We start from the raw sequence: 26,132 nt of genomic DNA, 5'->3' as shown, positions 1-26,132 counted from the left end.
AAATACCGTTATATGGCAAAATCGCTACTTACTGTCATTGTATTCTCAATTTTTGCCATCCACGTTCAGGCTCAGGAGGTGACCCTTACAGGAACCATTACCGATAAAGAAACCAACGAACCGTTGGTAGGCGCTAGCGTGGTCACCGAACAGGGCACAGGCGTAACCACTGATCTGGACGGGAAATATTCCATAAAATTGCCCAAAGGGATATTGAGTCTTCGATACTCGTTCATTGGTTTCGAGCCGAAAGTAAAAGAAGTGGATCTTCGTTCTGGTGCTGCGCAAACGATTGATGTGAAACTTTCCATGAAATCGGAGCAGTTGGATATTGTGGTTGTTTCTGCCAGCCAGTATCAGAAAAGCATTGCTGAAGAAACGGTATCGATGGAAGTAGTTACTGCCAAGTTGATCGAGAACACGAATGCCACTGATCTTGGCGAAGCGATAAACAAAACCCCCGGTGTGACCATACAGGACAGCCAAGTAAGCATCAGAGGAGGAAGCAGCTGGTCGTATGGTGTAGGAACCCGCACGGCAGTAATGCAAGATGGTATGTCGATGATGAGCGCGGACCTTGGAGAACCACAATTGCGCCAAGCACCAATGCAAAATGTGGAGCAAGTGGAGGTTATCAAAGGTGCATCGAGTGTGGTTTATGGTAGTTCGGCTTTGAATGGCGTTGTGAACGTGATCACCGGATGGCCCAAGGATGCAAAGCCTACTACCACGGTTACCCTGTTCCAGAAACTGTACGACAACCCACCGGACCTATATAGCGATCAGACCTATACTAAGAAACTGACGCGGCCTGATCCAGATAATCCAGGTTCAACCATAGAGGTGGATACGATCATTCATTTTCCTAAAGACACGCTTAAATGGTGGGATAACGGACAGGTACGTGGAGCTTCAGGTGCCAACTTCAATCATATGCGAAAGATCAACAATCTAGACCTTGTGGTTGGTGGAATGTTCATTCACGACCGAAGCTATCTGAGCGATGCGGACGAATTACGCGGAGGAATCAACTTTAAAACGCGCGTTCATCACAAGCGGAAGGTGGGACTTAATTATGGTATTAATGGCAACGCGGTTTACGAGCATTCCGGAAGATTTTTCTTGGCAGCCAACCCGAATGAAGGCGCATTGCGGTCGGCCATTCCATCCAGCGATCAGTATTTCCGAGCCAACTTCGATCCGCATCTGCACTATACGAGCGACAAAGGATTCAAGCATACGTTTCAGAGCCGCTACATGTATATCATGAGGATATCAAAAAACCCTCAGACCACCCCGCATGCCATTTCGCATCAGATCATGCTCAATTACCAGTTTCAACGCCTTTGGAAGAAATGGTCTATAACCAGCGGATTGCCATTGGTAGTAGGAATTTCCAAGAGTAACCTTTATTCTGGAGTAAGGGTCTCCTATTCAGGGGCGGTTTACGTTCAGGGAGAATTTAAAACGAAGCGGCTAACGGCTGTTGCTGGTTTGAGGTATGAAGTATTGGGCGTAGACGATTATTCAGAAACAGGCACGCCCGTTTTCCGTTCAGGATTGAATTACCGTTTCGGCCAAGGAACGTTTGCAAGAATTTCTTACGGACAATCCTATCGTCTTCCGACCATCGCAGAACGGTATCTGGATGATGACCTCAATCCACAGGTACGAATAATTCCTAACGCTAATCTGACAGCAGAGAATGGGCAAAGTGCCGAATTCGGGCTTAAGCAAGTGTTGGCCATCAGCAAATGGCAAGCATATATCGATTTTGCTTACTTCTATCAGCAATATAAGAATCTGGTAGAGTACGGATTCGTTACAGTTGGAACGCATCCAGAACTATTTGCAAATCTTCCGGCCAGTTATGTAGTGGGGCTTTATCCTCAAAACGTTAGCAACGCATTGGTTTCGGGCTACGAATTCGGGCTTGCGAGCCGCGGTTCTGTTGGTCCTATTGGAGTGACAGCGCTTATTGGCTATACCTACAATTATCCCGTCAATCTTGATTCGGCTAAGAGCTATGGTGCGGCTCAATACTTATCTGAATTCTTCAAGTACATGGGCACACGGATTGATGCAGACAATAAGGATGTTGACAAGCTGCTGAAGTTGCGACCACGGCATTTGGTAAAGGGAGATATTCAACTTGACTATAAGAAGGCTTCCATTGGAGTGACGATGATCTATGGTAGCTATCCGGAAAACATCCCGAAGACGGAGACCACTGCGGTAGATTTTATTTCGGGAGAGTTTGGGGCCACCAAGCGCTATGGTGAGGCGCATCAGAAAGGAGATTTCATCTTCAATCTGCGTGCTTCTTACCAGATAATGGAGCAGCTAAAGCTCAATTTCATCGTTAATAACGTTACCAACCGAATCTATTCATTCCGGCCAAGTAAGGTAGAACCGATCCGAAATTTCACCTTACAGATAAAGGTTACTTTTTAGATGAGTGCGGTACCCGGAATGAGCTGATTACCTGATTATCCTCGTCAATGATGCTCAGTTCAACGTAGTCGGAGTTGACTATCTGAACCTTGCCAAAGGCATTCTTCAGATTCTTGTTGCCAAGGCCATTGCCGCCTTGGTTCCAGATTTTTTTCATTTGGAAAGTTCCTGTGAACGTACCGATCAGTTTAAGATAATAGGCAAGTTCTGTGCTGGTAACACTCAGACCGCTGGCATTAAGCTCAGGAAGCCCAGCATTCTTTCCATCATCCATCACATTGTGGTGCGTATCACCGCTTATCACAATCACATCTTTGATGTCGTTCTCTTTCAGAAACTGCATGAAATCATTCCGTTCCTCTGGGAAACCCGCCCAGTATTGGCTGAATCCCCAGGCGAGGTGAAAACCGTAGAATCCTTTCATGCTCATGTTCTGGATCTTCACGCCCGCTTTGATAAGCTTTTCGCATGCTCCATTTAGCGGCACTCCGCTTACGATGAATTTCCAATCGGCATCTGAGTTCAAAAGGCTATTCTTGAGCCAATTCATTTGTTGTTTCCCAAATAGGGCATAGCCTTCTGGCGGATTCCATCGCCACTTTTTCTTTTTCCCGTCAAAAACGAAACCGTCCATGTTTGGTCGATCCTTGGCGCTGTTGCGGTCGATGACGAAGAATTCCGCATTACCTAATTTAAATGAGTGATAGATTCCTTCGCTCGTATCTGCAAGAGGATAGTGTGGGAAGAACTCAGCATATCCTTTTATCGTATTCCTTCTCCAAAAAGCGGGAAATTCTGGAGCCTCCATCTTATTCACCGTTCGGCCGTTCTCCTTGTACGAATGCATATCGTTCTTGCAGTAGCGGCCACCACTGCCTCCTACATAGTCGTTATCGTCATATACATAATCGATCGGTACGCTGCGTAGCATGTATTTCATTCCCTTCTCATCATAACGTTTGCGATAGCTGAGCGCAATTCCTTCCCAAGTTGCTGAGTAATCGGGAGCTATTTGATAATCAGGGTAGGTATAATCACCCGTGTGCATCATGAAGTATGGGTTATGCAAAGGGATCACATCGAAAACTTTCATATTCTCGGTTTCCTGACACGATCCCGTCACAAACGTGTAGATACCCTTTTGGCCTTGCTGTGGATAGGTTGTAAATGAGCCATTGATTGTATCTAGATGCTGACCAACGAATATCCGATAGTAGTATTTGGTGTCAGGTGTTAGACGGTCGAGGTTCAAAATGACCGAACTGTCGATTTTGGCTTCCGTTCTTCCGAGATAGATTTGGGTAGATCGATAGCTTGTGTCAGGCGATAAGTGTAGCGAGATGACCGAATCGGCAATTTTGGTTCGAATGAAAACACGGACCGAGCTATCGGTTACTGCTCCTATTACAGGGCCATGTGTAATATTCTGGCCGTGAGAAAAGAGAACCGAGAAAAGAAAGAAAAATGAATAAACCAGCCTGGTAAGCTTCCTAGTGTCAACAAGTTCAACAGCCAATGTTATCATCGGCCTTTCCAAGGGCCGGTGATGGCCAAGGTAAGCCCGGCATGTTGTATGTTTACAAACATCGTCTTGCCACTTGGAGAGAAGCAGATGCCGGTGAATTCAGATTCATGTTTGGTAGCGTGACCAAAGGTGAAGATCTTTCCTTCAGGTGTTACTCCGCGCAGGTACGGGTCGGTATCGTCTTCGCAGATCATGACATCACCCCATGGGGCAACAGTTAGATTGTCGCAATACTTCATGATGTCAACATCATTAGGCTCAATGAAGAGTTCTAATTGACCACCATTTTCATCAGGGGTCAATTTGAAAACCTGGCCTTTCATTAGATCACCACCGTTTGTGCAGGCAAAATAAATGACGCCCTCATCATACCACATGCCCTCTCCACGTGCAAAAAGGGCGGCACCCTTTTCGTGTCCGCGTACACGTAAATCGTCCTGCGGAGCTTCCACTTCATCCAGATCGATCCATTCCAAGGCCATCGGAATGTGCTGAAGGATATCTGGGCCAAGGCTTTCAGGCCAGTTTCGCGTATCGAACTTGGGCCCGTTTTTAATGGCCAAGGCTTGCAATTTTCCACCTGAATGAAGGTTGTCTTTCACTGTAGGGATGAAGCGATAGAGGAGGCCATCGCCACGGTCTTCGGTCATATAGAGTATTCCGCCTACAGGGTCGTAAGCCACTGCCTCGTGATTGAATCTACCGGCTTCCTTAATTGGTTTGGGTACGGCACGCATGGGTTTGTCGGTGGCAGGAACTTCGAATATGTATCCGTGTTCTTTTTCCACGTTCCCTTCAAAATCCCCCGTTTTGGTCACATCCTCTTCGCAAGTTATCCAGCTACCCCATGGCATTACTCCGCCCGCGCAATTGCGGTAGGTCCCGGCTAGGCTCAGAAACTCAGTTTCCACTTCCTGCGTTGCCTCATTAAAAACCAAGGTGGTTGTTCCTCCCAGACCTGGGAATTGACCTTTCCCGAATTCGTAGAAATCTTCTTCTGGTATAGAAGAGAGATTGACATTCTCTGCTCCAAATGCTCCAAGGTTCTTGTCTGTTGGAACAATTTCGTGGTTTCGGATAATGATGACACGACCGTTCTCTCCCGCAAAGGTTCCCATACCGTCCTGTTTGCCTGGAACGAGAAGACCATCCGTCATCATATCTCCTTGTTTTGAGATGATCTTGTAAGAGAATCCTTCTGGAAGGTCGAGTACACCCAATGGATCTTTTACCAATGGGCCGTAATCCAAGGCGACTTCGGTCAGCTCTACTCCACCAGGGGTTTTGGTGCCACAGGCATATAGTTTCAATCCTACAAAACCGATTCCAATGAAACCGCTTGCGCGGATAAAGTCTCTTCTACTTCGCATACGTTCAGAATAATTGGTGCAAGTTAGTATCCAACAGCAAAATCAATACATCGGTTCTACATTCTTAATACAAAATTGACACGCTAAAACTCTACCCTGTAATAGACCAGCGGCAAAAAGCCGAGCTGATATTTGGTCTCTATGGCCTGGGTCTGCGGATTGTAGTTGCGACTGAAGATGTTCTTGGTGTTGAACACGTTCTGAAAATCGAGCGCTAAACTGTGCGAGGCCCGCTTGCCATTGAATGAGAAAGTGACCTTGATGTCCATGCGGAAATAGTCCTTGTATTTTTCCTCGTAGGCACGCGAATAGTCGCGCACGGTCTCTCCAACGGCAATGGACGAATCGATGTCAATAGGCACGTAGCGCGCGCCTCCCGTCCAGGTGATCTTGCTATCGAAGGCCAAGGTGTTCTTGCGGCTTATCTTGAACTCGTAGCCGCCCAAGGCGCTCAGGTTGTAGTTGCCATTGAAGGCCGAATTGCGCGTAATGCCATCGCTGCCCTTGTAGGTGGAGTTGTAGAGCGATGCGGTGAGTAGGAAGTAGTAGCCACGGTCGAAGAATTTCTCGAGCGTGAATTCGAGCCCCATGTTCTGCCCCGTGCCTTTGTTCACCAGGCTATCGCTCACCTGCACATCGCCAATGCTGGCCCCCGCGTTGGCCATGCTGAAGTAGGAGGAAGTAGGTTCTACCGGAGTCTTGTACATGTACTGATAATAGGCCTCTAACTTCAAGCGCAGCTTAGGGATGATGCTCCAATCGTAGCCCACCACGGCATGCAGGCTTCGGCTAAAACCAAGGTTCCTGTTGCTGCGGATGTAGCGGCCCTCGCTGGGGATGTAGGTCTGATAGAAGTAAGTGAGCGCAGGCAACATCTGGCTGTGCATGCCTCCGCCAACAGAAAAGGAGTGTCGCTTAAAGGGCGACCATTTGAAACCGAAACGCGGCTCAACGGCAAACGAAGTGCTGAGGGTGCTCATTTGCCCATGCAGGCCCAAGGTGCCCGTGGCCTTGGGCGAAAAACGATGATGGAACTGCGAATAGAGCTGCACCAGTCCGAAGTTGTCTTTCTGATTGAGACCAACCAGGTAGCTTTGGGTGCTTAGGTCGATGGAACTATCTACAAACGAAACGAACTTGTGGTCGTAGATGAGGCCGGTGCGCACATTGCTTTTCGCGCTTATCTTGGTGTTTAGCTGTGTATGGAAACTGGTGCCCAGCGTTACGCTCTTGTTGTATTGGTTGAGGTAGCTTAGGCTGGTGCTATCGGTTTCTACAATGGCGTAGTCGGTCTGCCATTGATGCAGGCCCGTGGCGGCAAAGGTGGTCTTCAGGCTGTTTTTTTCGCCCAGAAAGATGAGGTGGGTGAGGCCAGTAGCACCCATATCGGAGCCTAGTTTCTGGTCGCGTTTCTCTTGGCCCGCCTGACTGAATCCTGCATTTTCTTTGATGTGGATGGAGCTGATGCCACCGATTCCCCACAGAGTGAAGCGCCCTGCTTTTTTCCGAGTGGGCACATCGATCACAAAGGTGAGGTCCTGATAATAGGGAATGGCAGAGATGCCGAAGTTGATGCCCATCAACCCAATGATGGCCATGGTGGAATAGCGGTAAGATGCCATGTAGGAGGCAGGATGCTTTTTGGAGAAGGGACCTTCCAAACCAAACTCCAATCCGCTCAATCCCAACTGGAAATAGTATTCGCGCTTCTCGTTGTTTCCGCGCTTCAGGTTCAGGTCGAAGGCTCCCGCGTTGGCGTTTCCGTATTCGGATGGAAAAGCACCCGTGAAGAAATCGCTGTTGGCCAAGGTGTTGTTGTTGAGAATGCTGACAGGGCCGCCCGTGCTTCCCGAAAAGCTCAGGTGGTTGGGATTGGGAATGTTGATGTCTTCCAAACGCCACAGTACCGAGGTGGGCGAGTTGCCGCGGATGATGATGTCGTTGCGCTCGTCAGACCCTCCCGAAACACCGGCATAGGCCGCTGCTGCGCGGGCAGGATCTTGCCAAGAGCCTGCAAAGCGTCTGGTTTCCTCCACCGAAAAAGCACGCGCACTTATGACGGCCATTTCATTCAGTGGCTCGCCTTTGGCGCGTTCGCCTTTCACCACCACTTCATCCACCTTGTTTATCTTCTCCTGAAGCTGCACGTTCAGTACCAATTGTTTGGATGGGTTGAGCACGAGGTTCTGGAGAAATTGGTCCTCATATCCGATAAAAGACACCTTTAGCGACACACGGCCGATAGGAATGTCTTCGAGTTTGAATTCGCCTTCTGTATCAGTCGCAGCCCCTTTAACATTGAGCGAATCCATCAGCATAACGGTTGCACCGGGCAATCCGCGTTGCGAAACGGCATCAATCACTTTTCCGCGGATGGTCTGCGTTATCTGAGCGCTCGCGCCAAGCGAAAACAACAGAAGGGAAAGGAGGAAAGCCGAACGGAACATCTGCCGCAAAAATCATCAATCTTTGAAAGCGAATCCCACGACCATTCCACGATGGTCTGAGCCCGGAATCGTAATGGTATTGCTGGATGTTCCAACCAGATTCCCGCGATAAGTGATGTGGTCAATAGGAATCAGAGGGAAACCGAGATCCATCGGATAGGTGGCTTGAAATCCATCCCTTACCGGTGTAAGATCTCCAGCTTTTAGAAAGTCTTTGAACGTTGCATCCCATGGAACGATATTGAAATCGCCAAGTACGATGCATGTATTGGCCGATGCAGCAGCCATTTTGGCTACGGCCATCAATTGGGCATTTCGCTCGGGTGTTTCGTTGGGCGCAACAGGTGGTCGGGTGTGCAGCGAGATGACCATTACATGATTTCCGTTGATGTCCACTTCGGCAATGATCACAGGGGTTCTGTCCAGTTCGATGACATGGCTTGAAAGGATCGGAAACTTCGAATAAAGCCCAATTCCATAGCAGCAACCTTCCCAAGGTTTTACTACCTGGTAGGGATGTGTGGTGGCAAAGGCCTTTTCGATCAGGGGTTTCCAATCATCATTCATTTCCTGAATGGTGAAAATATCCGCATCTATCACTTCAATTCCCTTCTCAGGTGTAAGACTATGATGGTAAAAATTGAACTGCCCAATAGTGAAATCTGATTGGCCCGATGAATGGAGAGACGAGAAGTGAGGCAGGACCAATGCTCCGCTGATGCAAAGCGATACAAGTGCTGAGATGGCCACAGATCTGAGCTTATAAATAAGTGAAAGAAAAATGGAGATAGCAGAAAGTATGACCGTGAAATGCGCAAAAGCGCCCAGCAATTCAAGCGGACCGATACCGAGCGGAAACCAATGACTTATTGAAAGCAGGATAAGCCCTGTTCCGATAACCCATTCTAACCACCACTTAGATTTCAATTCCCGGTCTTGGCTTTAAACTTCCGATACAGGTACTTCTGCGGATTGTCTAGGTCAATGGCTCGGCCTTGGATGTAAGCATAGATCACATCGTTGCTCATCATGTCCAATGCATCTCCTGTGGAAACGAAAAGGGTGGCGTCTTTTCCTGATTCGAGCGTTCCGCAAGCACCATCAACTCCAAGGATTTTGGCAGCGTTCAGCGTAAGTCCTTTTACAGCCTCTTCGTATGGCAAACCGTAAGCCACTGCCGTTCCTGCAGAGAATGGAAGATTGCGCGAACCAGCAGCTTCCATATCTCCAGCGTAGCTGAAACAGAATAGGATATTGTTGTCGAAAAGCGTTTTGGCCGTTTTGAATGGTTGATCGATCTCCGTATCGCTATCGCTTGGCAGCGAATGTGTGCGCTCCAGTACCACAGGGATTTTCTTGGCGCTTAGGAAATCAGCTACAAGCCACGCTTCGTTAGCACCAACAACCACGGGTTTCTTCGCTCCAGCAGCCTCGGCAAAAAGCACCGATTCCATTATTCCTTTCGCATCATCAACATGCAGGTACAGGTTTTTACTTCCGTTGAATAAGCCATTGCAAGCAGCCAGTTTCTGGTTGAATTCTGGCGAAGGATTTTCGGCATAGGCCTTTGCTCGTTGCAAGAAAACTTTCAATTCCTGCAGTTGGTTATCGTAGTTTTCATTCGGTTTGGTCGGACCTGGTTCTGCCCACCAACCAGTGTGTTGGAAACGGTTTGGCCAATTGATATGAATACCGTCATCTGCTTTAAGCACCGCATCTTCCCAATTCCAACCATCCAAATGCATCACCGCGCTTGTTCCGCAAATGCGGCCAGAACGTGGCGTTGCCTGCGTGATCAATACGCCATTAGAACGAACAGTTGTAGAGATCTTGCTGTCGGTACTAAAGGAGGTCAAGGCACGAACCTCTGGATTGAATGCTCCTGTCTCTGCATAATCGTTAGTGGCGCGTACCGCATCAATTTCAGTAAGACCCAGTGTATTATTCGGGTTGATGAATCCAGGATAAACGTGTTTGGCCGTAATATCGATAATGTCGGCTTCATCAGGATTCAGTTTCACCGAACTCATCGGTTTCACGAAAGTGATCTTGCCATTCTTAATACCGATGGCGGCATTTTCAATTACCTCGCCATTCCCGATGTGCGCAATGCCACCTGTAAGCACAATGGCTTTGGTGGGCGTGTCTCCCGGACTTGGAATCTGCGCCCAAGCGCAGGTTGCAACAAATAGGATAGCAGCTGTGAAGAGTGTTCTCATGTTCATCATTGCTTAGTCTTCCATCGTATCGCAGTGATACAATAAGTGTTCTTTCTTACTTGGTTTATCGGCCTTGGCACCGCCTTTTTTAGCCGAAATCATCTTTTGAATGAGGCGATTACGTTCCGTGTTCAGCGTTCCGCGAGCGGCCTCATCTTTTTCAATAGAGTAATACAACACGCCATCAACATAGGTCTGTTCTGCCTTGGCGTAAATAGAAAGTGGATTGTCCGACCAAACGACCACATCCGCATCTTTTCCTGCTTTCAAGCTTCCCGTTTGGCTATCCAGTTTCAGCATTTTGGCGGGATTGAGTGTTACCATTTTCCACGCGTCTTCCTGACTCATTCCTCCGTATTTCACGCCTTTGGCGGCTTCTTGGTTCAAGCGTCTTCCCATCTCCGCATCGTCTGAGTTGATGCCCACGTTTACACCTGCTTCGTTCATCAAAGCAGCGTTGTATGGAATGGCGTCAATCACTTCGTATTTGTATGCCCACCAATCTGAGAAAGTAGAACCGCTCACGCCATGTTCCTTCATCTTGTCGGCCACTTTGTAGCCCTCCAGAATGTGGGTGAATGTGTTCATTTTCCAGCCCATGCTGTCTGCCACATGCATCAGCATATTGATCTCTTGCTGAACGTAACTGTGGCAGGTAACAAAGCGCTTTCCATCCAGAATTTCCACCAATGCATCCAACTCCAGATCGCGTCTTGGAGCAGAATCAGCGCTCTTGTCCTTTTTCGAAAGTCCGTTGAAAGCTGCCCATTCGGCCTTGTAGGCTTTGGCGCGGTAAAATGCATCGTAAAAAACCTGTTCCACACCCATTCGGGTCTGTGGGAAACGAGAAGTGTAATAATCTCCCCAATTCGATTGTTTCACATTCTCGCCCAAGGCGAATTTGATGTGACCAGCCGCATCTTTCACCTTCATTTCCTCGGGTAATTTTCCCCAACGGAGTTTGATGATGCCGCTCTGTCCACCGATCGGATTGGCTGAACCATGCAGAAGCTGCGAAGCCGTTACACCACCGGCCAATTGGCGATAAATGTTGATGTCTTCGGAGTTGACCACATCGCTGATGCTCACTTCAGCCGTTACGGCCTGCGTTCCTTCGTTTACACCTTTGCTGATGGCAATGTGAGAATGCTCGTCAATGATGCCCGAAGTGACGTGTTTGCCTGTTCCATCAATCTCTTTTGTGCCTGCAGGAACAGTAAGGCCTTTGCCAACGGCTTTGATCTTGCCGCCTTCAAGAAACACGTCAGCAGCTTCAAGAATTCCATCCTTTTCGTTCGTCCAAACCGTTGCCTTTCGGATAACGACCGCTTCCTGTTTTGGCGCTTCGGTGTAGCCGTAAGCCATGAACGGATAGACCACATTTCCAACGATGGTATCTTTCTTCGCTTCGTCTTTTTTCTCCGCTTCCTTTTTCTCCTTTTCCCCTTTTTCTTTTTTCTCTATTTCAGAAGTATAGATCAGTTTCCAATCGGTCCACGTTCCATTCGGATATTGGCCTTTTCCTTTGAAATTGTTGCCATCCTTTCTTCCCGTAAGACGGTATTTTTCCTTGGCATCTTTTCCGTCTGCGAACGAGATGCTAACCAATTCGTTCTTTAGAGTAAAGGCAACATCCAATTTCGTGGTGTCGTTCACTAGCAATTTCACGCTTGGTTTGTCTTCCGTTCCGGTGAATTCCAAGTTCCATGCTCTACGACCTATTTCAAGTGAATAAACGGCATTGATGGAATCTCCTTCCGCTTCGCTGATCTTGTACTGCTTGCCTTTCAGCCAATGTTCCAGAATAGTGTTCTTCTCGTTGAAAAGGTCTTTAGAAGTGATAAGGAAGTTGGCCAAGTTGCCTTTCTGAAGCGAACCGACTTCTTTCAATCCCAGCATCTGGGCGGGAACAGTGGTAAGTGCTTCCAAGGCTGAAATGGAGTCCAAACCAGCTTTGATTGCCGTACGAACAGCGGGCCAGAACTCGGCTTCTTTCTCCAAGCCTTCCATCGTGAGGGCGAATGGAACGCCCGCAGCTTTCAGCACTTTGGCGTTGGTTGGGGCCAATTCCCAATGCAATAGTTCTTCGTAGCTCGCCAACTGCGCGTCAAACGGATCTTCCACATCCAACGCATCAGGGAATTTGAGCGGAATGATAAACGAACCACCGGTTTTCTTCACGGCATCGATTCTTCGGTATTCGGTTCCGTTGCCAAGGAAAACGTATTGCTTGCCGAACTCATCACCCACTTTATCAGCGCGTAGAATGCTAAGTAGGTCGGGCGCTTCAAAAAGCTGCGGAATTGATTGTGTTCCGTTCCAAGCCGCTAAACCAAGGTTCATTTCCTTGGTGTTGTCGTTCAAGTTGGTGTACCAAGCGGCATCTAAATAGGTTTGGCGCAAAAGGGCAATTGCACCCATCTGCGAACTCGGATAATTTTGACCAGAAGTTCCTTTCGAGAATGAATAATTGGCCGCCACATTGGGTTGCAGCAGATTTTCGTTTGCCGAACCATCTCCCGTAAGAACAAGCGCAGATGTTCCGCGCGAAATTCCATCACGAACCAAGGAAACAGTTACTCCAAAACCTTGTTTTCTAAGTTCTTCTGCCTTTTTAGAATCTGGCGTGAATTGCTCTGCAGCGCTCACTTCAGGATTCAAGGCATCGTTCCAAGTAAAAGCACCTTTTTTCTCGGCATCGTATTGCGGCCCTGGGTTGTCCTTCTTCTCTTTCTTTGATTGCTCTACTCCGTAGGTAGAAAAAGCATCGATTAGCGATGGGTAAATGTGCTTGCCTTTCAGGTCGGTTTCAATGGCTCCTTTAGGAATGGAAACTCCTGCGCCAACGCCTATAACACGTCCTTTCTGAACAAGCAAAGTGGCGTCAGTGAGCACGGTTTTCGCGTCAACATGGACCGTTGCATGCGTAAAAGCATACACGGCCGCATCTTTATCTTCTACACCGTTTATGGGAAAAGTTGACTGCGCTTGGGCCGTGGAAAAAGCCGACCCGACAAGCATCAGCAACACAAAGAAAATCCTAGACATTTGAATAGATTAACAGAAAGGCGGCAAATCTACAGAAATTGAACTCAGATGCATTGTCTGCATAGTTGCAGGAAGTGAAATGCGTAGCTTTGACCTTCAAACAGAAATCATGTACGAAATATTACTTCGCTCACATTCAGGATTACGTTGGGTCGCCCTTCTTCTCATTATCGCAACGGTGGTTAAAAGTGCCATGGCGCTAAGTTCAAAACAAGTTTACAGCAGTTTAGATAACAAACTCAGCCTGTTTACGCTGATCTCATTTCACACTCAATTGTTGCTTGGCTTTGGACTCTATTTTATGAGCCCGTTCGTTAAGGCGGCCATGGAATCTGGAATGGGAGTGGCAATGAAAGATCCGGTTCTTCGGTATTGGCTGGTTGAGCATCTCAGCGCCATGCTTATGGCAATTATTTTCGTTACGATGGGTAGAATCAGCAGCAAGAAAGCAACTGAAGACAAGCAGAAATTCAAGAATATTCTGATCTATTTCGGATTGGCACTATTCATTCTGATCGTTGCTATTCCTTGGCCGTTCAGAGAGCAGTTGGGAAGAGCTTGGTTTTGATGAAATACCTGATGCTTGTACTGATCTGCGCTACTTTTCTGTCGTGTGAAAGCGTGAACTCTCAGAGTTCCAATTCCAGATCAGGGAAAGAGATCTACAAGACCTATTGTGTTGCTTGCCATGGTGCTGTTGGCAAGCCGAAATTGAAAAAAGCTCCTGACCTGACGGTTTCCAAGATGACCTTGGAAGAACGCGTTGGGATCATCAGTAAAGGCGGAAAAATGATGCCAGCATTTGCTAAGGTTATTTCGGAGGAAGAAATCAGGGCAGTTGCTGTTTATTTGGATGAATTGAAAGAATTGAATTAAGTGGGAAAGTTATACGATACCGCACCCGTTCAGGAAACAGCCGTTCTGGTCGGACTCATCAAATCTGGTGATACCGAAGAGAAAGTGGCCGAATACATGGAGGAATTGGCTTTCCTTTCGGAAACTGCTGGACTTGCTCCGCAGAAACGATTCACCCAAAAACTGGCGAAAGCCGACCCTAAAACCTTCCTTGGTTCAGGTAAGATCTATGAGATTGACGATTACATAAAAGCGCACAATATTGATGTGGTTGTGTTCGATGATGACCTGAGCCCATCGCAGCTTCGGAATTTGGAGAAGATCTTCAATATCAAAATCTACGATAGAAGCCTTTTGATCCTTGATATTTTCCAATCGCGCGCGCAAACAGCGCAGGCCAGAACGCAAGTTGAATTGGCGCGTTTTCAGTATCTGCTTCCACGATTGACCAATCTTTGGACGCACTTGGAGCGGCAGCGTGGTGGTACAGGGACTCGTGGAGGAGCAGGAGAGAAGGAAATTGAGACGGATAAACGGATCATTCGCGACCGCATTTCCCTGCTGAAGGAACAATTGAAGGACATTGATAAGCAGATGGCCACGCAGCGTAAAAGCCGCGGTCGGCTCATTCGTGTGGCGTTGGTCGGTTACACCAACGTGGGGAAATCCACGGTCATGAACCTGCTGAGCAAATCGGATGTATTGGCTGAGAACAAGCTTTTCGCCACGCTCGACACCACGGTTCGAAAGGTGGTGATCAACAACCTTCCGTTCCTTATGTCAGACACGGTAGGGTTTATCCGCAAACTACCTCACCAATTGGTAGAGAGCTTCAAATCAACCTTGGATGAAGTTCGCGAAGCGGATATTCTGCTTCATGTGGTGGACATTTCGCATCCTGAGTTTGAAGATCACATCAATGTGGTGAACGAGACGTTGGCCGAGATAGGAGCGCGCGACAAGCAAACGATTCTCGTATTCAATAAGATCGATGCCTACACCTACGTGAAAAAGGACGAGGATGATCTTAGCGAAACCACTCGTGAGAATTGGAGTTTGGAAGATCTGAAAAGAAGTTGGATGGGAAAGATGGGAGAAGACTGCATCTTCATTTCAGCCACCAAAAGGGAAAATATTGATGAACTGCGTGACCTTTTATATGAACGTGCCAAGGCGGTTCACATCACACGGTATCCATACGATAAGTTGCTTTATTGATTATTTAGGATAAGCGGGAATTCGGTGGTTGATTCCTAAACTTACAAGTCGAGCGGAGGGTATGAAAATTTCTGGTTTTCCGCCATCTGAAAAATAGGGCCCAACCGAGGCATCTGAACAAATTTCCAAGCTTAGCCCTTTCCAAATCGGCACGGTTATCTCGAAAATTGCACCGAAGGCAATGCCGTGAGATGTACTTGAGGATAACTCATTCCATTCGTTAAAGGCACGATAATCGTAGTAATAATTGAATGTTGGTCCTAATCCAAGAATCAGGCGTCTCTTTAGAATCTCGAATTCATAAGGTACCGATAGGGTTAATAAGAAACTATGGGCCTGATCAAAACCTCGATCCGAATTCCAATTCACCAAAACCCCAGTCTGAATCCAAAAATTGTGGACCCTTGTTTCAAGAGCGAAATGAAATCCGCCAACTATGTCAGAGACTTTGTTTGACTGAGGAAGAAAAGGCAGTGAACGCCAGTTGACTGAGATTCCAATGTCTCGTTGGATGGTGTCTTTTCTTGGAATTATCTGTGCATTGGAAACAGATGCAAACCCGATGAGGAAGAAGAAACAAATGATTTTACGCTTCACGTGTATGAAGCTAGGACTTTTCTAATCAATCCGCTGCGAAACCGACTTCACGGTTACGGCCGCAAGTGGCGTCTTCAAAGCATATTCCGCCTTCGCAAACGTGTCTTCTAGGGATTCGGGCAAGTTCACCGAAACCACGTCTTCCTCGTTTCCAACCTTGCAGCGGAACGGATTATCTTTTTTCATTGCTAAGTAGATGTCCCAAAGCGTGATACTCATCGCTGGACGGCCCAAGAAGTAGCCACCACCGATTCCCTGCTTCACTTTTATCAGTCCGAATTCCTTCAATCGACCAACAATTCTTCGCACCACAACTGGATTTGTGCCAATACTTTCGCCCAATTCAGTGCTGTTCACTAATGTTTTATCGGTTCTATCAAGGTAAACACAAATGTGAATGGCGTTGGTGAAGGTCGAATCTATCTGCATGGCTGAATTTTGCTACAAATGTAACTCTTAAAGTATTTGTTGAGGCAAACAAGACGGCTTTTTCAGTCTTTTTTGCTCCCCTCCTTGGGAGGGGTTGGGGGAGGCTTATATTTGCCCAAAATTCCAGAAAATGAGCGCTTATATATTTGATGCCGTACGTACACCAAGAGGAAAAGGAAAACCAGACGGAGCTTTGGCCTCGGTAAAGCCAGTTGACCTATTGGCTCTGACCTTCAAGGCTATCCGAGATCGGAATAACTTGAATACGGATCTGGTGGAAGATGCCATCATCGGTTGTGTAAGCCCCGTGAAAGAGCAAGGTGCGAATATTGCCAAGGCAGCTGCTATTGAGGCAGGTTATGCCGAAACTACGGCTGGTGTTCAAGTGAACCGATTCTGCGCTTCAGGATTGGAAGCCATTAACATGGCTGCAGCTTACGTGGGAAGCGGAAATGCAGATCTTTTGGTTGCCGGTGGTTTGGAAAGTATGAGCCGCGTGCCAATTGCTTCCGATGGCGGACCGATGTATGACGACAGCGATTTCATCATGAAACATGGCTTGGTTCCGCAGGGAATTTCTGCCGACCTCATTGCCTCCAAATTCGGCTACAACCGAACGCAATTGGATGAATTTGCTTCGCAATCGCATGCTAAAGCAGACAAGGCTTGGAATGAAAATCGATTTGCAAAATCAATTATTACGGTAAAAGATGCTGATGGAAATTCGCTTTTGGATAGAGATCAAATGATCCGTCCAGGAACATCAGCCGAAGGGCTCTTGAAACTGAATCCTGCTTTCATCAAATTGGGTGAAATGGGTTTTGATATGTTGGCATTGAAGAAATATCCTGAGGTTGGAACCATCAACCACGTTCATCATGCAGGAAACTCATCGGCCATTGTTGACGGTGCAGCGTTGACTCTGATCGGAACGAAGGAAGCTGGTGCTGCGCAAGGTTTAAAGCCACGTGCTCGCATCCGCTCCATGGCTTTGACAGGAACTGAACCTACCATCATGCTTCTTGGACCAGCTCCCGTTACCAGAAAGGCTTTGAAAAAAGCAGGAATGGAAATCGGTGACATCGACCTGATGGAGGTGAATGAGGCTTTTGCAGCCGTAGTTCTTCGCTTCATGGAAGACCTTGGTATTGACGAAAGCAGAATCAACGTAAATGGTGGCGCTATTGCCATGGGACACCCACTTGGAGCCACTGGCGCCATGCTGATGGGAACATTGATCGATGAACTCGAACGTCAGGACAAGCAGACCGGCCTCGTTACGCTTTGCGTTGGTGGCGGAATGGGCATTGCTACGATCATTGAGCGGGTTTAACGTCCGATTTCTAGCCGAACCCCTTCCGAGTGAGTAGTAAACTCAGGCGCATACATGCATTGCAGTTGCGAGATGCCATTGCTGAATGTTCCTGCTTGCGTTACGTTCAGGTCGTATTCGAACACGAACGTGCCTTTGGGTAAATAGCCGAAGAAGAAATTCATGGCCACATCGGTGGTTGAGCGGTAATAGCTCAAACCTTCCTGATGTTCTGCGCCTGAAAGTTGTTTTCGTGGTTCAAAACTGGCGGCTCGCATGTCTTTCAGATGTACGTATTCCATGTGACGGTCGGTTTCGAGCGTGATCTTCACCCGAACTTTATCTCCAACCGAAAGCGATGTGTTGGCATCCAGCTTTTTCATCAACGGACCATTCTCCGTGTCTTGCAGAAGCATCACTTCGCGCTTCATTTTGATCGGATTGTCTGTCACGCCTGTGATCTTATCCAAGTCCTCGAAATACTGCCAGTAAACCGCGCCCCAAGCCACGCCTTCGTTGTCCTTAGTCACAGTTACATTTCCCATGTCGGGCGTGATGGAACCCTTCTTCCAATTGGTTTTGAAATAGCCTGTTCCTGCTTCGGTTTTCAGGTCTTTGTCCGTTCGTGGGTCGATGGTTTCGTTACCGAGTTTGATGGAAACCATCGCTTCCGTATCGAAGTTGGTATTTCCTGTTGAGAGTAGTGCATAGCATACTTCAGCAGTCGCTTTCGTGGTTTCCCAACTTTGGGTTTGTTTCTGCTTCAGTAGCCAAATATTCATCTCCGAAACCATGTCGGCATCTTGCGTTACTTCGTGGAAAGCCTCCAAGATCATCACGTGATTTTCAATCGGAGCCTGATGCCAATAGTAGCCTTTGTCCATGGCCCAATAGGTGCCGAATTCTTCGCTATGAAGAGCCGTTTCACGAAGCGAGGCAATCACCTTTTTCGCGTCAGTCTCAAATCCTGAGCGGTTCAGGATGACAGCGGCCAATCCTTTCTGTGAAGCATCCAGTTTCGTCCATTTGTCGCGGATGAGTTTCAAGATGAGATTGTAAGTGGTTTGCGGCTTGCCTTTCAGTTTGAAATCGTCCAACCAGAACGACCGTGCGTAGGTCATGTGGAGGTCGGTCCAACTTGGCACGTAATCCTTTTCTTTCAGCGCTCTGCGGTCGTAGTATTCCACCATTTCCTCGTCAAGGAATTCGATGGCGCGTTCGAGCATGCCTTGTGTTTCGGCATCGATTTTCCAAACGCCCATTTTGCGCATTTTCCCGAAACCCGAAACGATGTATCGCGTGATGTACATGTCCGATTCCATGCCGTTGAACCAGCCCCAGCCACCATCAGCTTTTTGGTTCTGCTTCAGTTTTTTGAGTGCGATTGCCAATTCCGATTCCATACGGTCGGTATCGAAAAGCTCTGAAATTCGTCTTCGCTGTTCCGTCTCGTTCTGCGCATCACGCACCCAAGGCGTTTCGGTCAGTAAGGCTTGTTTCAACTCTGGGTTTTTCTCCAATTCAGACAGGAACGCATCACCTTCCTTGTTCTGAGCCGCACTTTTCCATTGGTCGAACACACGCTTTATGGCAGGGTCAGAATTGGCCAGATACGTACCGATCGCATTTGAATAATAGCGACTGAAGATCTGCTCGGAGCACTCATACGGATATTCCATCATGTAAGGCAGCGAAAGCACCGCCAGCCAGATCGGGTTTGGTGTGAATTCGAGTGTAAGTGAATGATTTCGTAGCGATGAAGAAGTGTTGTTTTTCAGCTTATCAAACGTGAATGTGTGTGTGCCTTTTCCACGGACAGGAAGCGGCATGGCTTCCGTCACCAACATGCGATTGGAGAGTACTGGAATCGTCTTTTCCTCGCCATCAGAGTGTTTCTCTGACCACGCTTTTGTTGTGAATTTCAATGCTGCGAGGTCTTCTGGAACGTTGATTTCCCAATTCGCCAAGGCAGAGCCATTGGCAAAGTTCAAGGTTCGCGGTTCAAGGTTCAAAGCGAGTACCTTATCCGTAAGCGCATCTTTTAATTCAAGGGAAGCCTTGGCGTTTGAAACCGTAGAATCCAAAACGTTCACTTTTACCTGAAAAACCAACTTATCACCTTCTCGCACGAAACGCGGATAATTAGGCGTGATCATTAGTTGCTTGCGTGTGACGACCTCTTCCGTAATGGTGCCGATTTTCAAATCCTCAGTCGTTGCCAAGCCCATGAATTTCCATCGCGTAAGCGATTGGGGTGCGTTGAATTTGAAGCTGGTATTGCCTTGCTTGTCCGTCTCAAGATGCGGATGGAAGAATACCGTTTCGCTGAAATCCGAGCGCATTTTGATATCGGCTGGAGGTTCTGCACTGGCATTATCCTCAGCATTTTTAGACATGAGACCACCGGAAGCGTCACCGAATTGAGCTGGCGCAGCTCCTGTCTTCATCTGAACCTCATCCAGCATGATCGATTCTTCTGCCATTCCATCCGCCTCCACCGCCATGGCTGCATTTCGGGTTCTTGCTCCTCCACGAATAGAAACTGATTCCAAGCGATCGTAGCGATAACGGTTTCCGAAATAGTAACCAAACCAGTTGATCTCCTCAAAACTTCGTTGGATGTCCGAACTCGGGTACTTCAGCCAATTCTGGTTCCACAGTTGGGTTTGGGCACGTTGGAAGGAACTGCTTTCCCAGTTGAAACGCGGGTTCATGAAGCGGAAAGGGTTCAATCTCCAATTGTTGGCCGCCAACACATCCAAGGAAGCATCGTACATGGTTGCTAGCAACTCAGCTTTCGCTGGCTGACCATTCTTGTCGGTGATTTTCAATGTCCATTCTTCGGCATCGTCAGGCGCCATTTCCTTCCGGAAGGTTTCGAGTTTAACGTCCAATTGCTTGTTGGTGTAGGGAACAGAAATGGTCTTTGACCAACTCAATAGTTCGTTGTTCCGAACAGCCGTTACGTGAATCTGGGCATTTCCGCGCCAATCTTCCGTCACCGGAATGCTGATCTTCTGCTGCGTTCCTGTGCAGGATATCTCCTTGGAATAGACCAACTTGTTCGTGTTGTATCCCTTGTCTTTGATCTCCACTTCAATCAGAAATTCAACGAACGCATAAGAAGAACCAACCAGAATTTCCGCTGTTTCGCCTGGTTCGTAATTATCCTTGAGCGCATGGAACCAAGCGGTGGTGTAGTAGGGCGGCAGCTTCGCATCGGCCTCCGTCAGGCAGTAATAAGCTTTCTGAACGACCTCTGTTCCGAAGGCGTCTTTCGCAGTCAGTTCTACCATGTAATAGCCTTGTCCGAGGGCGTTGAGCGGAGCAAAACTCACGTCCTTGTCCTTCTCGGTCTTCAGTACCGCATGGAACATGCTCTTGTCCTTTTCCCAAGTTTGGTAATCACCTTCATTCTTGTAGGGCTCATTGCGGAAAAGCTGTTTATGTTCTGCCTCCGAGAGGTAAAACTGATCGGGCGTCTGCCACATCCGATCGCGCAAAATGCGCTCGTTCGGCTTCAATTTCCAGACATCGACCGAAACATCAGCTGCCTGCGGTTCGCCAGACAGATTGGTGGCCGAAACCTTGTATCGCCCAAGCTCATAACGCTCAATGACAGCTGGTAGGTCAATGTCGATGTTGAGCGAATGATAGCCCACCGAAACGCTGGTCGTTCCAGTTTGCATTTCGCCACTTTGGTCGGTCACATCTGCCTCAATCTGATAACTGAAAACAGGCCCATAATCAGCTTTGATGAGTGGGTCTGGCTGCGCGATGAACTGAATTTGGAATACGCCCGAAGCATCGGCAGTTGCCGTTCCGAAAGCCACTTGCTTGGGCTGCGATTGCGGAAACCAACCCCAACAGCGCCATGGATATGGGAAGCGAGCGGTTCGCGTGACGCGATATTTCACTTCTGCGCCATCCAACGGAACACCCGAATACGACATGGCTGTTCCTGCCACCATCACGGTGTCATTCACGCGGAATTGTTCCTTCGGTTGATCGACCTTCACCTCAAACTTAGGCCGTTTGTACTCCTCCATTCGGAAGGAATGTGAACCACTTTCGTTGCCGATACGGATGTAGCCGTTCAATCCGCCTGTTGGGGCAATGAAGGTTCCGGAAAACGTGCCGAATGCATTCGTTTTCAGGTTCAATTTACTCACTTCCTGTCCGTTGGCATCGAAGAGTTGAACAGTAGTGTTCTTATCAATCAGCGTTTTCACTTCCGAACCATTGCTCGAAAGGATGATGCCCTTAAAGTGGATGGTCTGACCGGGGCGATAAATGGCACGGTCGAGGAAGAAATTCGTCTGATCGTTCCAGCGGATGTCCTCCTGATTGCGGTAGCCATAGACATTATCGGCACCGATCAATTTGTCTTCTCCGTTGTACACATCCACCATCAATCCGCGGTAATCCTGACTTTGGCCTTTCCACATGGCCTCGCCTTTGGCATCGGTGGTCAGGGTCTGTTCCAGCACGTAGTTGTTGCTGCGGTTCTTTCGATCATAAACCAAGCTGAGGAGTTCAATTTTGGCATTGGCGATGGGTTTTCCCGTATCGCGAGAAACCACTTTCAGCAGCGTTCCATCTTGGTTTTCGCTGCGCTTGATGAGGGCGATGTCTGTGACCGTGATGATGCTGTAAGCCACCACTTCGGCATTGGTAGAAAATTTTGGGTCGGAACCTACAAAAACCACGTAGGTGCCGATGGGCAGTTTCTCTAAAGGAAGTTCGATGCTGTGCTGACGGAAATCGCCCGGATTCGGAACATTGAAGGTCTTTTCGCTTACCGTCTGGCTGTTCGATTTGAGCCAATTCACCAGTTTTTCGCCATAATTCTGACGTGCATTTTCTCGGTATTCAATCGGGTCGAGTTTGGCTACCCGAACGTGGACCGCCCATTTCTGTTCCTCAGCTTTCCCGGCATTCCGATAATTGAAAAGGAAACGGAACGGCTTTTCGGGCAGCACCGCGCCTTCGGCATCCATGCCCCATTCCCTCATGCGGATGCGCTCCGAAAGCGACTGGCAATTCCTCGCGCCCAGCGTATTCGGGAATTTCTTGACATAAACCAGACAGAGCGAATCGGCCGTTTTCCAGTTCCAACGCGCTTCGTGGTTCGGGTCGGTGGAAGCATTGCCTTGGTCGTGGAGAAGCGAAGCGATGTAGTAGGCCACTTCGCCAGCAACCGCATCATTCTCGTACTTCTTCAAAAGCGAACGCAGATTCTGTGCATAGCGCTTGTGAGCCGATTGCGCCTGCGAACGACCGTAGATGAAATTCAGCCGTTTCAGGTCTTCCGAAACCAAGGCTTCGTTGCCCAAGTTTTTTGCTTCGCGAAGCAAGTTCTGATACAATTGAATGGAGAAAAGAGCGGGCTGAACGCCTGCTTTTGTGGGCGCTTCCCACGAAAGGAACTCATCGACCGAACCCAAAAGCAGTGTATCGTCATAAACGCCCGAAGCATCGAAATTGATGAGGTCGCGCTCTTCCGAACCGTAGAAATCATGCGCTCGCGATAGCAAGAGATGATAGAGGCTCGGGCGCAGATTGCGGTAGGTATCGGCACCCGTCAGGATCGCTTCATAATCCTTCAAAGCCGCAGTTTTCAGCACTTCTGGGTTCTCCAACGAAAGCTGATAATGCGTGTCGGCCTCTTGCGCCAAGCGCTTGAAATCCCAGGTGAGAATATTGTCGCCAGCCTCTTCGGTAGCGGTGCGATTGAGGATCTGCCAACTGTTGTTCTGATAATATCCCCAATGCATTTCGGCCAGCAGCGAATGCAGGATCTGCTTGGTGGGTTCGGGTGCGGCTTTGGCCTCATCTTCCAGTCGGATGATGCTCGCCACCAGACTTTCCTCCTCAAAATCTGCTTGGAATTTGACCTCATGGATGACGGCCTTCACCAACTGCGGACCGTTGCCATCCTTCACCGCTTGGTCGTGGATCTTCTGCACCACTTCCAAAGCCGATTTCGGGCGGCCATCGTGGGTAAACTGATCTACTTCCTGCCACCAACCTCCGTAGTTCTGGGCTTGCGTATTCACGGTAAAAATTGCCAATAGGGCGATAAGGAATAACCTCATTGTGTTCGGTTTTTCTAGTGGATGCATAAGTTATGGATTATCCATATTCCCTTAGTGATTAACCGCAAAGACGCAGAGGTTTTTCGCAGAGTACGCAAAGACTTTGCGCTCTTGGCGCATGCTTTGCGTCTTTGCGGTTAAGAATATCCCCTACGGAAAAATAACGAAGATCTGCCCCTTGGTAGAAAGCGGTGCGGTCGGGTCGTTGTCGAATTTCGCTTGTTGACACGCAGCCTGTGCTTTTACGAACAGGTATTTATCGTCTGTGGTCTTTGAACCGGGTGCTCCTGGGTCGGCACTTAGCACGTTTCCGTATTTATCGATGGTCACATCAACCACCACCACTCCGTTGTCCTTGGTTCCGAGTCCGATCTTCGGGAACTTGGTCATGGTGCGGCCTTCCATCACATATTCGATCTTGTCGAAACCATTCTTGAACTCCTTTCGATTGCTAGCGGCAGGAGCAGCACTTTTTGCTTCCTCATCATAGAAATGAATGGTTCGTACATCCGAAATAAGCAGGTCAAGCGGACGGCCATTCGTGTAAAAGGTAAGTGTTGGGCCAGAGATGGATTTCACTTCGCCCTTTTTCTGCGAGCCATCTTTTAGGATGACGGTGTGCTGTGAAAAGGAGTTAGGTATTAGGTAAAAGGTAAAAGCAAGAATGGCGATGAGATAACGTGTCATGATTGGATTTTTTTCGAAGGTAGAGCGAATAGTGTGCCATGAACGGAAGACGTGTAGCGAGTATTACACAGAGAGGTTTTTATAATTACGGTTGCAGAGCTTGGCTGCAATACCCCGTTTCTGAACTTGCGCGAAGTGAATTTAGCCTAGTATTAAACTACTCTGAGCGGAGTTTTAGAAAGCCGATCTGAAGTTTTGGGGAGGCTTTTTCCTTTAACCAATGGTCTTTTCGGGGCTTCAGTGCATTTCGCTGGCCATTTTGGTGGTCTTACCGAACAGGCAGATGCTTTGGTTGGCCATATATTCCTTCCGGACAGCCAATTTTTTTGCTTAGAAACGCCTGCTGCTTCCCGCAAAATCCCGGCTCGGTACGCTTCAGGTATGGCACGAGAGCGGAAAGGAACGGCTAAGTCTGCTTTGGATACGGCTCGGTATGCTTAGAGAACAACTCTGCACAGATCATTCCCTACTAGGTACGCTTGACCTACGGCTCGTTAGGCTTGGGGTACGGCTGAGAACGCTTGAGGTACGGTACAGAACGCTTCACTCCCTGCTAATCCCGCTTGGCAGTCAGCTCGTTAAGCAAAAGATCCAGCTAGATCGCATGAGCATGTATCTGGGTCAATGTGGGGGAAAGAGAAAAGGAAAAATGTAATGGAGACAAACCTTTACTCCACCACCACCTTCTGCACCGAGCGCTGGCCGTCTTCGGTGATGGCCTCAACGAGATAGATGCCGCTGGGCAATGCACTGACATCAATATTGGCGTACCCTGAGCGCAGCCGAAGGGTAGGTAAAACCACGCGACCAGCCATATCACTTAGCCAAAGCTGCGGAAGCGGTGTTTTGCTTTGGATGGTGATGTTGGAAGTGGCGGGGTTGGGGTAAATAGAGAAATTGAATTTAGGGTCATTTACTCCAAGCCAAACACTGTAAGGTATGACAGTTACATCATCAACGTAATAATATGTGCTGTTGCTAACTCCTCCTTGAACGGGTATTGTTTCATGTATATTTTCGTTCGGAAAGTATGCAATCCCTAAATATTCCTCATATCCACCAGCCTTGTACACGGTATCCACACGTTGCCAATTTACCTTGTCCGTAATCCAATCGAATTCAACCAAGTCTGGAACGACCGTGTAAAAGCTGTCGGGATTCAATATGACAACCGAATCCAAAAAGACCAGACCAATATTTCGCACAGCATTTTTAGAGTGGTCGGCTAGGGAAATGCTAAAAGAAACATAATACAAGCTATCTCTCAAAAGGTTTTCCCTCAGCGTTCCTAGAATTCCCTCCGTAATCCCAAACGGAATAAAGCCAGAATACCCGACACCTGAAGTCGCGTATTGCGTTCCACCAATATTGTCCGGAACAGACAGATAATCAAGGTCAGAGCATTCATTGAACAAGTCTGCCATAGATTCTCCTGTATCATATAGGTTGTGCCATTCCTCAGCAATTGATACATCACCAAAATCCAAAGCGCAAGTATCAATGTATTCAAAACTTCCGTTCACCACCAAATTCTGCCCAAGCGAAATCATCGGAAGGAGAAACAGTAGGATATGCCAGAGGCGGTGCATTCAACAAAGTTAGTTGTTGTGTCGGCTCACGCTGTACCCTTCGAGTGCCCTTCGACAGGCTCAGGGTGACACTTCAGGGTACGGCCACCGCGCGCAGGCCGTAGGCTGAGGCACTCGAAGCCTAAAGGTACGGCCACCGCGCGCAGGCGTAGGCTGAGGTTCTCGAAGCCTACAGGGAAGGGGTTTCGAGGTTTTCTAAATCCTTATCTCGATACGCTTTTGCTAAATCAGGTAAATCGTCCAATCGACCCTCAATCAATGCCAGTTTCTTAGTTCTGTTCCAA

The 26,132-nt window shown here is 48.1% G+C and carries 16 protein-coding genes; 5 read left to right on the top strand and 11 right to left on the bottom strand.

Annotated features, from left to right (window positions below; genetic code table 11):
- Window positions 1-12 precede the first annotated feature (12 nt).
- Window positions 13-2,454 (top strand): TonB-dependent receptor, encoded by a 2,442-nt coding sequence (locus tag K9J17_09145; protein MCF8276887.1) that lies wholly within the window; start codon window positions 13-15, stop codon window positions 2,452-2,454.
- Here K9J17_09145 and K9J17_09140 read toward each other — a convergent pair.
- The 6 genes from K9J17_09140 to K9J17_09115 all read right to left on the bottom strand — a co-directional run bounded on the left by K9J17_09140 (window position 2,444) and on the right by K9J17_09115 (window position 13,036).
- Entirely contained in the window at window positions 2,444-3,979 is a 1,536-nt protein-coding gene (locus K9J17_09140; GenBank protein ID MCF8276886.1) for an alkaline phosphatase D family protein, read from the bottom strand. The two genes, K9J17_09145 and K9J17_09140, sit on opposite strands and share 11 nt — an antisense overlap.
- A complete protein-coding gene (locus tag K9J17_09135) occupies window positions 3,976-5,349 on the bottom strand; it encodes a DUF839 domain-containing protein (protein ID MCF8276885.1) in 1,374 nt (457 codons plus the stop codon). The genes K9J17_09140 and K9J17_09135 overlap by 4 nt, the downstream gene beginning before the upstream one ends.
- Before the next feature lie 83 nt (window positions 5,350-5,432).
- Window positions 5,433-7,796 carry a carboxypeptidase-like regulatory domain-containing protein gene (locus K9J17_09130; GenBank protein ID MCF8276884.1) on the bottom strand — a complete coding sequence of 788 codons (2,364 nt, stop codon included), beginning with the start codon at window positions 7,794-7,796 and terminating at the stop codon, window positions 5,433-5,435.
- Between the two features lie 15 nt (window positions 7,797-7,811).
- On the bottom strand, window positions 7,812-8,723 hold the full coding sequence (locus K9J17_09125; GenBank protein MCF8276883.1) for an endonuclease/exonuclease/phosphatase family protein: 912 nt from the start codon (window positions 8,721-8,723) through the stop codon (window positions 7,812-7,814).
- Window positions 8,720-10,015, bottom strand: a complete 1,296-nt coding sequence (locus K9J17_09120) for an amidohydrolase family protein (GenBank protein ID MCF8276882.1) — start codon at window positions 10,013-10,015, stop codon at window positions 8,720-8,722. Before K9J17_09120 ends, K9J17_09125 begins: the two co-directional genes overlap by 4 nt.
- A gap of 12 nt (window positions 10,016-10,027) precedes the next feature.
- Entirely contained in the window at window positions 10,028-13,036 is a 3,009-nt protein-coding gene (locus tag K9J17_09115) for an amidohydrolase family protein (GenBank protein MCF8276881.1), read from the bottom strand.
- Window positions 13,037-13,172: 136 nt separating this feature from the next.
- Here K9J17_09115 and K9J17_09110 point away from each other — a divergent pair, with 136 nt between their 5' ends.
- Genes K9J17_09110 through hflX form a run of 3 tightly spaced genes read left to right on the top strand, consistent with a single transcriptional unit; the run spans window position 13,173 to window position 15,136 of the window.
- On the top strand, window positions 13,173-13,631 hold the full coding sequence (locus K9J17_09110) for a hypothetical protein (GenBank protein ID MCF8276880.1): 459 nt from the start codon (window positions 13,173-13,175) through the stop codon (window positions 13,629-13,631).
- On the top strand, window positions 13,631-13,939 hold the full coding sequence (locus K9J17_09105; GenBank protein ID MCF8276879.1) for a cytochrome c: 309 nt from the start codon (window positions 13,631-13,633) through the stop codon (window positions 13,937-13,939). Before K9J17_09110 ends, K9J17_09105 begins: the two co-directional genes overlap by 1 nt.
- Complete coding sequence (gene hflX, locus K9J17_09100) at window positions 13,940-15,136, top strand: GTPase HflX (GenBank protein ID MCF8276878.1); 1,197 nt, start codon at window positions 13,940-13,942, stop codon at window positions 15,134-15,136.
- Here the strand turns inward: hflX and K9J17_09095 are convergent, their stop codons facing one another.
- Both K9J17_09095 and K9J17_09090 read right to left on the bottom strand, forming a co-directional pair.
- Complete coding sequence (locus tag K9J17_09095; protein ID MCF8276877.1) at window positions 15,137-15,733, bottom strand: hypothetical protein; 597 nt, start codon at window positions 15,731-15,733, stop codon at window positions 15,137-15,139. It lies immediately after the preceding gene.
- A 21-nt stretch (window positions 15,734-15,754) separates the two neighbouring features.
- On the bottom strand, window positions 15,755-16,162 hold the full coding sequence (locus K9J17_09090) for an Rrf2 family transcriptional regulator (GenBank protein MCF8276876.1): 408 nt from the start codon (window positions 16,160-16,162) through the stop codon (window positions 15,755-15,757).
- A 130-nt stretch (window positions 16,163-16,292) separates the two neighbouring features.
- Between K9J17_09090 and K9J17_09085 the strand changes: the two genes are divergently transcribed.
- Window positions 16,293-17,495, top strand: coding sequence for an acetyl-CoA C-acetyltransferase (locus tag K9J17_09085; protein MCF8276875.1), 1,203 nt, complete (start codon window positions 16,293-16,295; stop codon window positions 17,493-17,495).
- Here the strand turns inward: K9J17_09085 and K9J17_09080 are convergent.
- From K9J17_09080 to K9J17_09070, 3 genes are all read right to left on the bottom strand, one after another.
- A complete protein-coding gene (locus K9J17_09080) occupies window positions 17,492-23,572 on the bottom strand; it encodes a hypothetical protein (GenBank protein ID MCF8276874.1) in 6,081 nt (2,026 codons plus the stop codon). The genes K9J17_09085 and K9J17_09080 overlap by 4 nt on opposite strands.
- 150 nt (window positions 23,573-23,722) lie before the next feature.
- A complete protein-coding gene (locus tag K9J17_09075; protein ID MCF8276873.1) occupies window positions 23,723-24,259 on the bottom strand; it encodes a hypothetical protein in 537 nt (178 codons plus the stop codon).
- 668 nt (window positions 24,260-24,927) lie between these two features.
- Window positions 24,928-25,848 carry a T9SS type A sorting domain-containing protein gene (locus tag K9J17_09070; GenBank protein MCF8276872.1) on the bottom strand — a complete coding sequence of 307 codons (921 nt, stop codon included), beginning with the start codon at window positions 25,846-25,848 and terminating at the stop codon, window positions 24,928-24,930.
- Window positions 25,849-26,132: the final 284 nt, after the last annotated feature.

Source organism: Flavobacteriales bacterium (assembly GCA_021739695.1).
In the GTDB taxonomy this organism is placed as follows: Bacteria; Bacteroidota; Bacteroidia; order UBA10329; family UBA10329; genus UBA10329.
This window is presented reverse-complemented; position numbering and strand designations above follow the sequence as displayed.

Excerpts from the sequence above, each read along its gene's own strand:
- K9J17_09145 (MCF8276887.1), top strand. The coding sequence starts at position 13 with ATGGCAAAATCGCTACTTACTGTCATTGTATTCTCAATTTTTGCCATC.
- K9J17_09140 (MCF8276886.1), bottom strand. The coding sequence starts at position 3,979 with ATGATAACATTGGCTGTTGAACTTGTTGACACTAGGAAGCTTACCAGG.
- K9J17_09135 (MCF8276885.1), bottom strand. The coding sequence starts at position 5,349 with ATGCGAAGTAGAAGAGACTTTATCCGCGCAAGCGGTTTCATTGGAATC.
- K9J17_09130 (MCF8276884.1), bottom strand. The coding sequence starts at position 7,796 with ATGTTCCGTTCGGCTTTCCTCCTTTCCCTTCTGTTGTTTTCGCTTGGC.
- K9J17_09120 (MCF8276882.1), bottom strand. The coding sequence starts at position 10,015 with ATGAGAACACTCTTCACAGCTGCTATCCTATTTGTTGCAACCTGCGCT.
- K9J17_09115 (MCF8276881.1), bottom strand. The coding sequence starts at position 13,036 with ATGCTTGTCGGGTCGGCTTTTTCCACGGCCCAAGCGCAGTCAACTTTT.
- K9J17_09110 (MCF8276880.1), top strand. The coding sequence starts at position 13,173 with ATGTACGAAATATTACTTCGCTCACATTCAGGATTACGTTGGGTCGCC.
- K9J17_09105 (MCF8276879.1), top strand. The coding sequence starts at position 13,631 with ATGAAATACCTGATGCTTGTACTGATCTGCGCTACTTTTCTGTCGTGT.
- K9J17_09090 (MCF8276876.1), bottom strand. The coding sequence starts at position 16,162 with ATGCAGATAGATTCGACCTTCACCAACGCCATTCACATTTGTGTTTAC.
- K9J17_09085 (MCF8276875.1), top strand. The coding sequence starts at position 16,293 with ATGAGCGCTTATATATTTGATGCCGTACGTACACCAAGAGGAAAAGGA.
- K9J17_09080 (MCF8276874.1), bottom strand. The coding sequence starts at position 23,572 with ATGAGGTTATTCCTTATCGCCCTATTGGCAATTTTTACCGTGAATACG.
- K9J17_09075 (MCF8276873.1), bottom strand. The coding sequence starts at position 24,259 with ATGACACGTTATCTCATCGCCATTCTTGCTTTTACCTTTTACCTAATA.
- K9J17_09070 (MCF8276872.1), bottom strand. The coding sequence starts at position 25,848 with ATGCACCGCCTCTGGCATATCCTACTGTTTCTCCTTCCGATGATTTCG.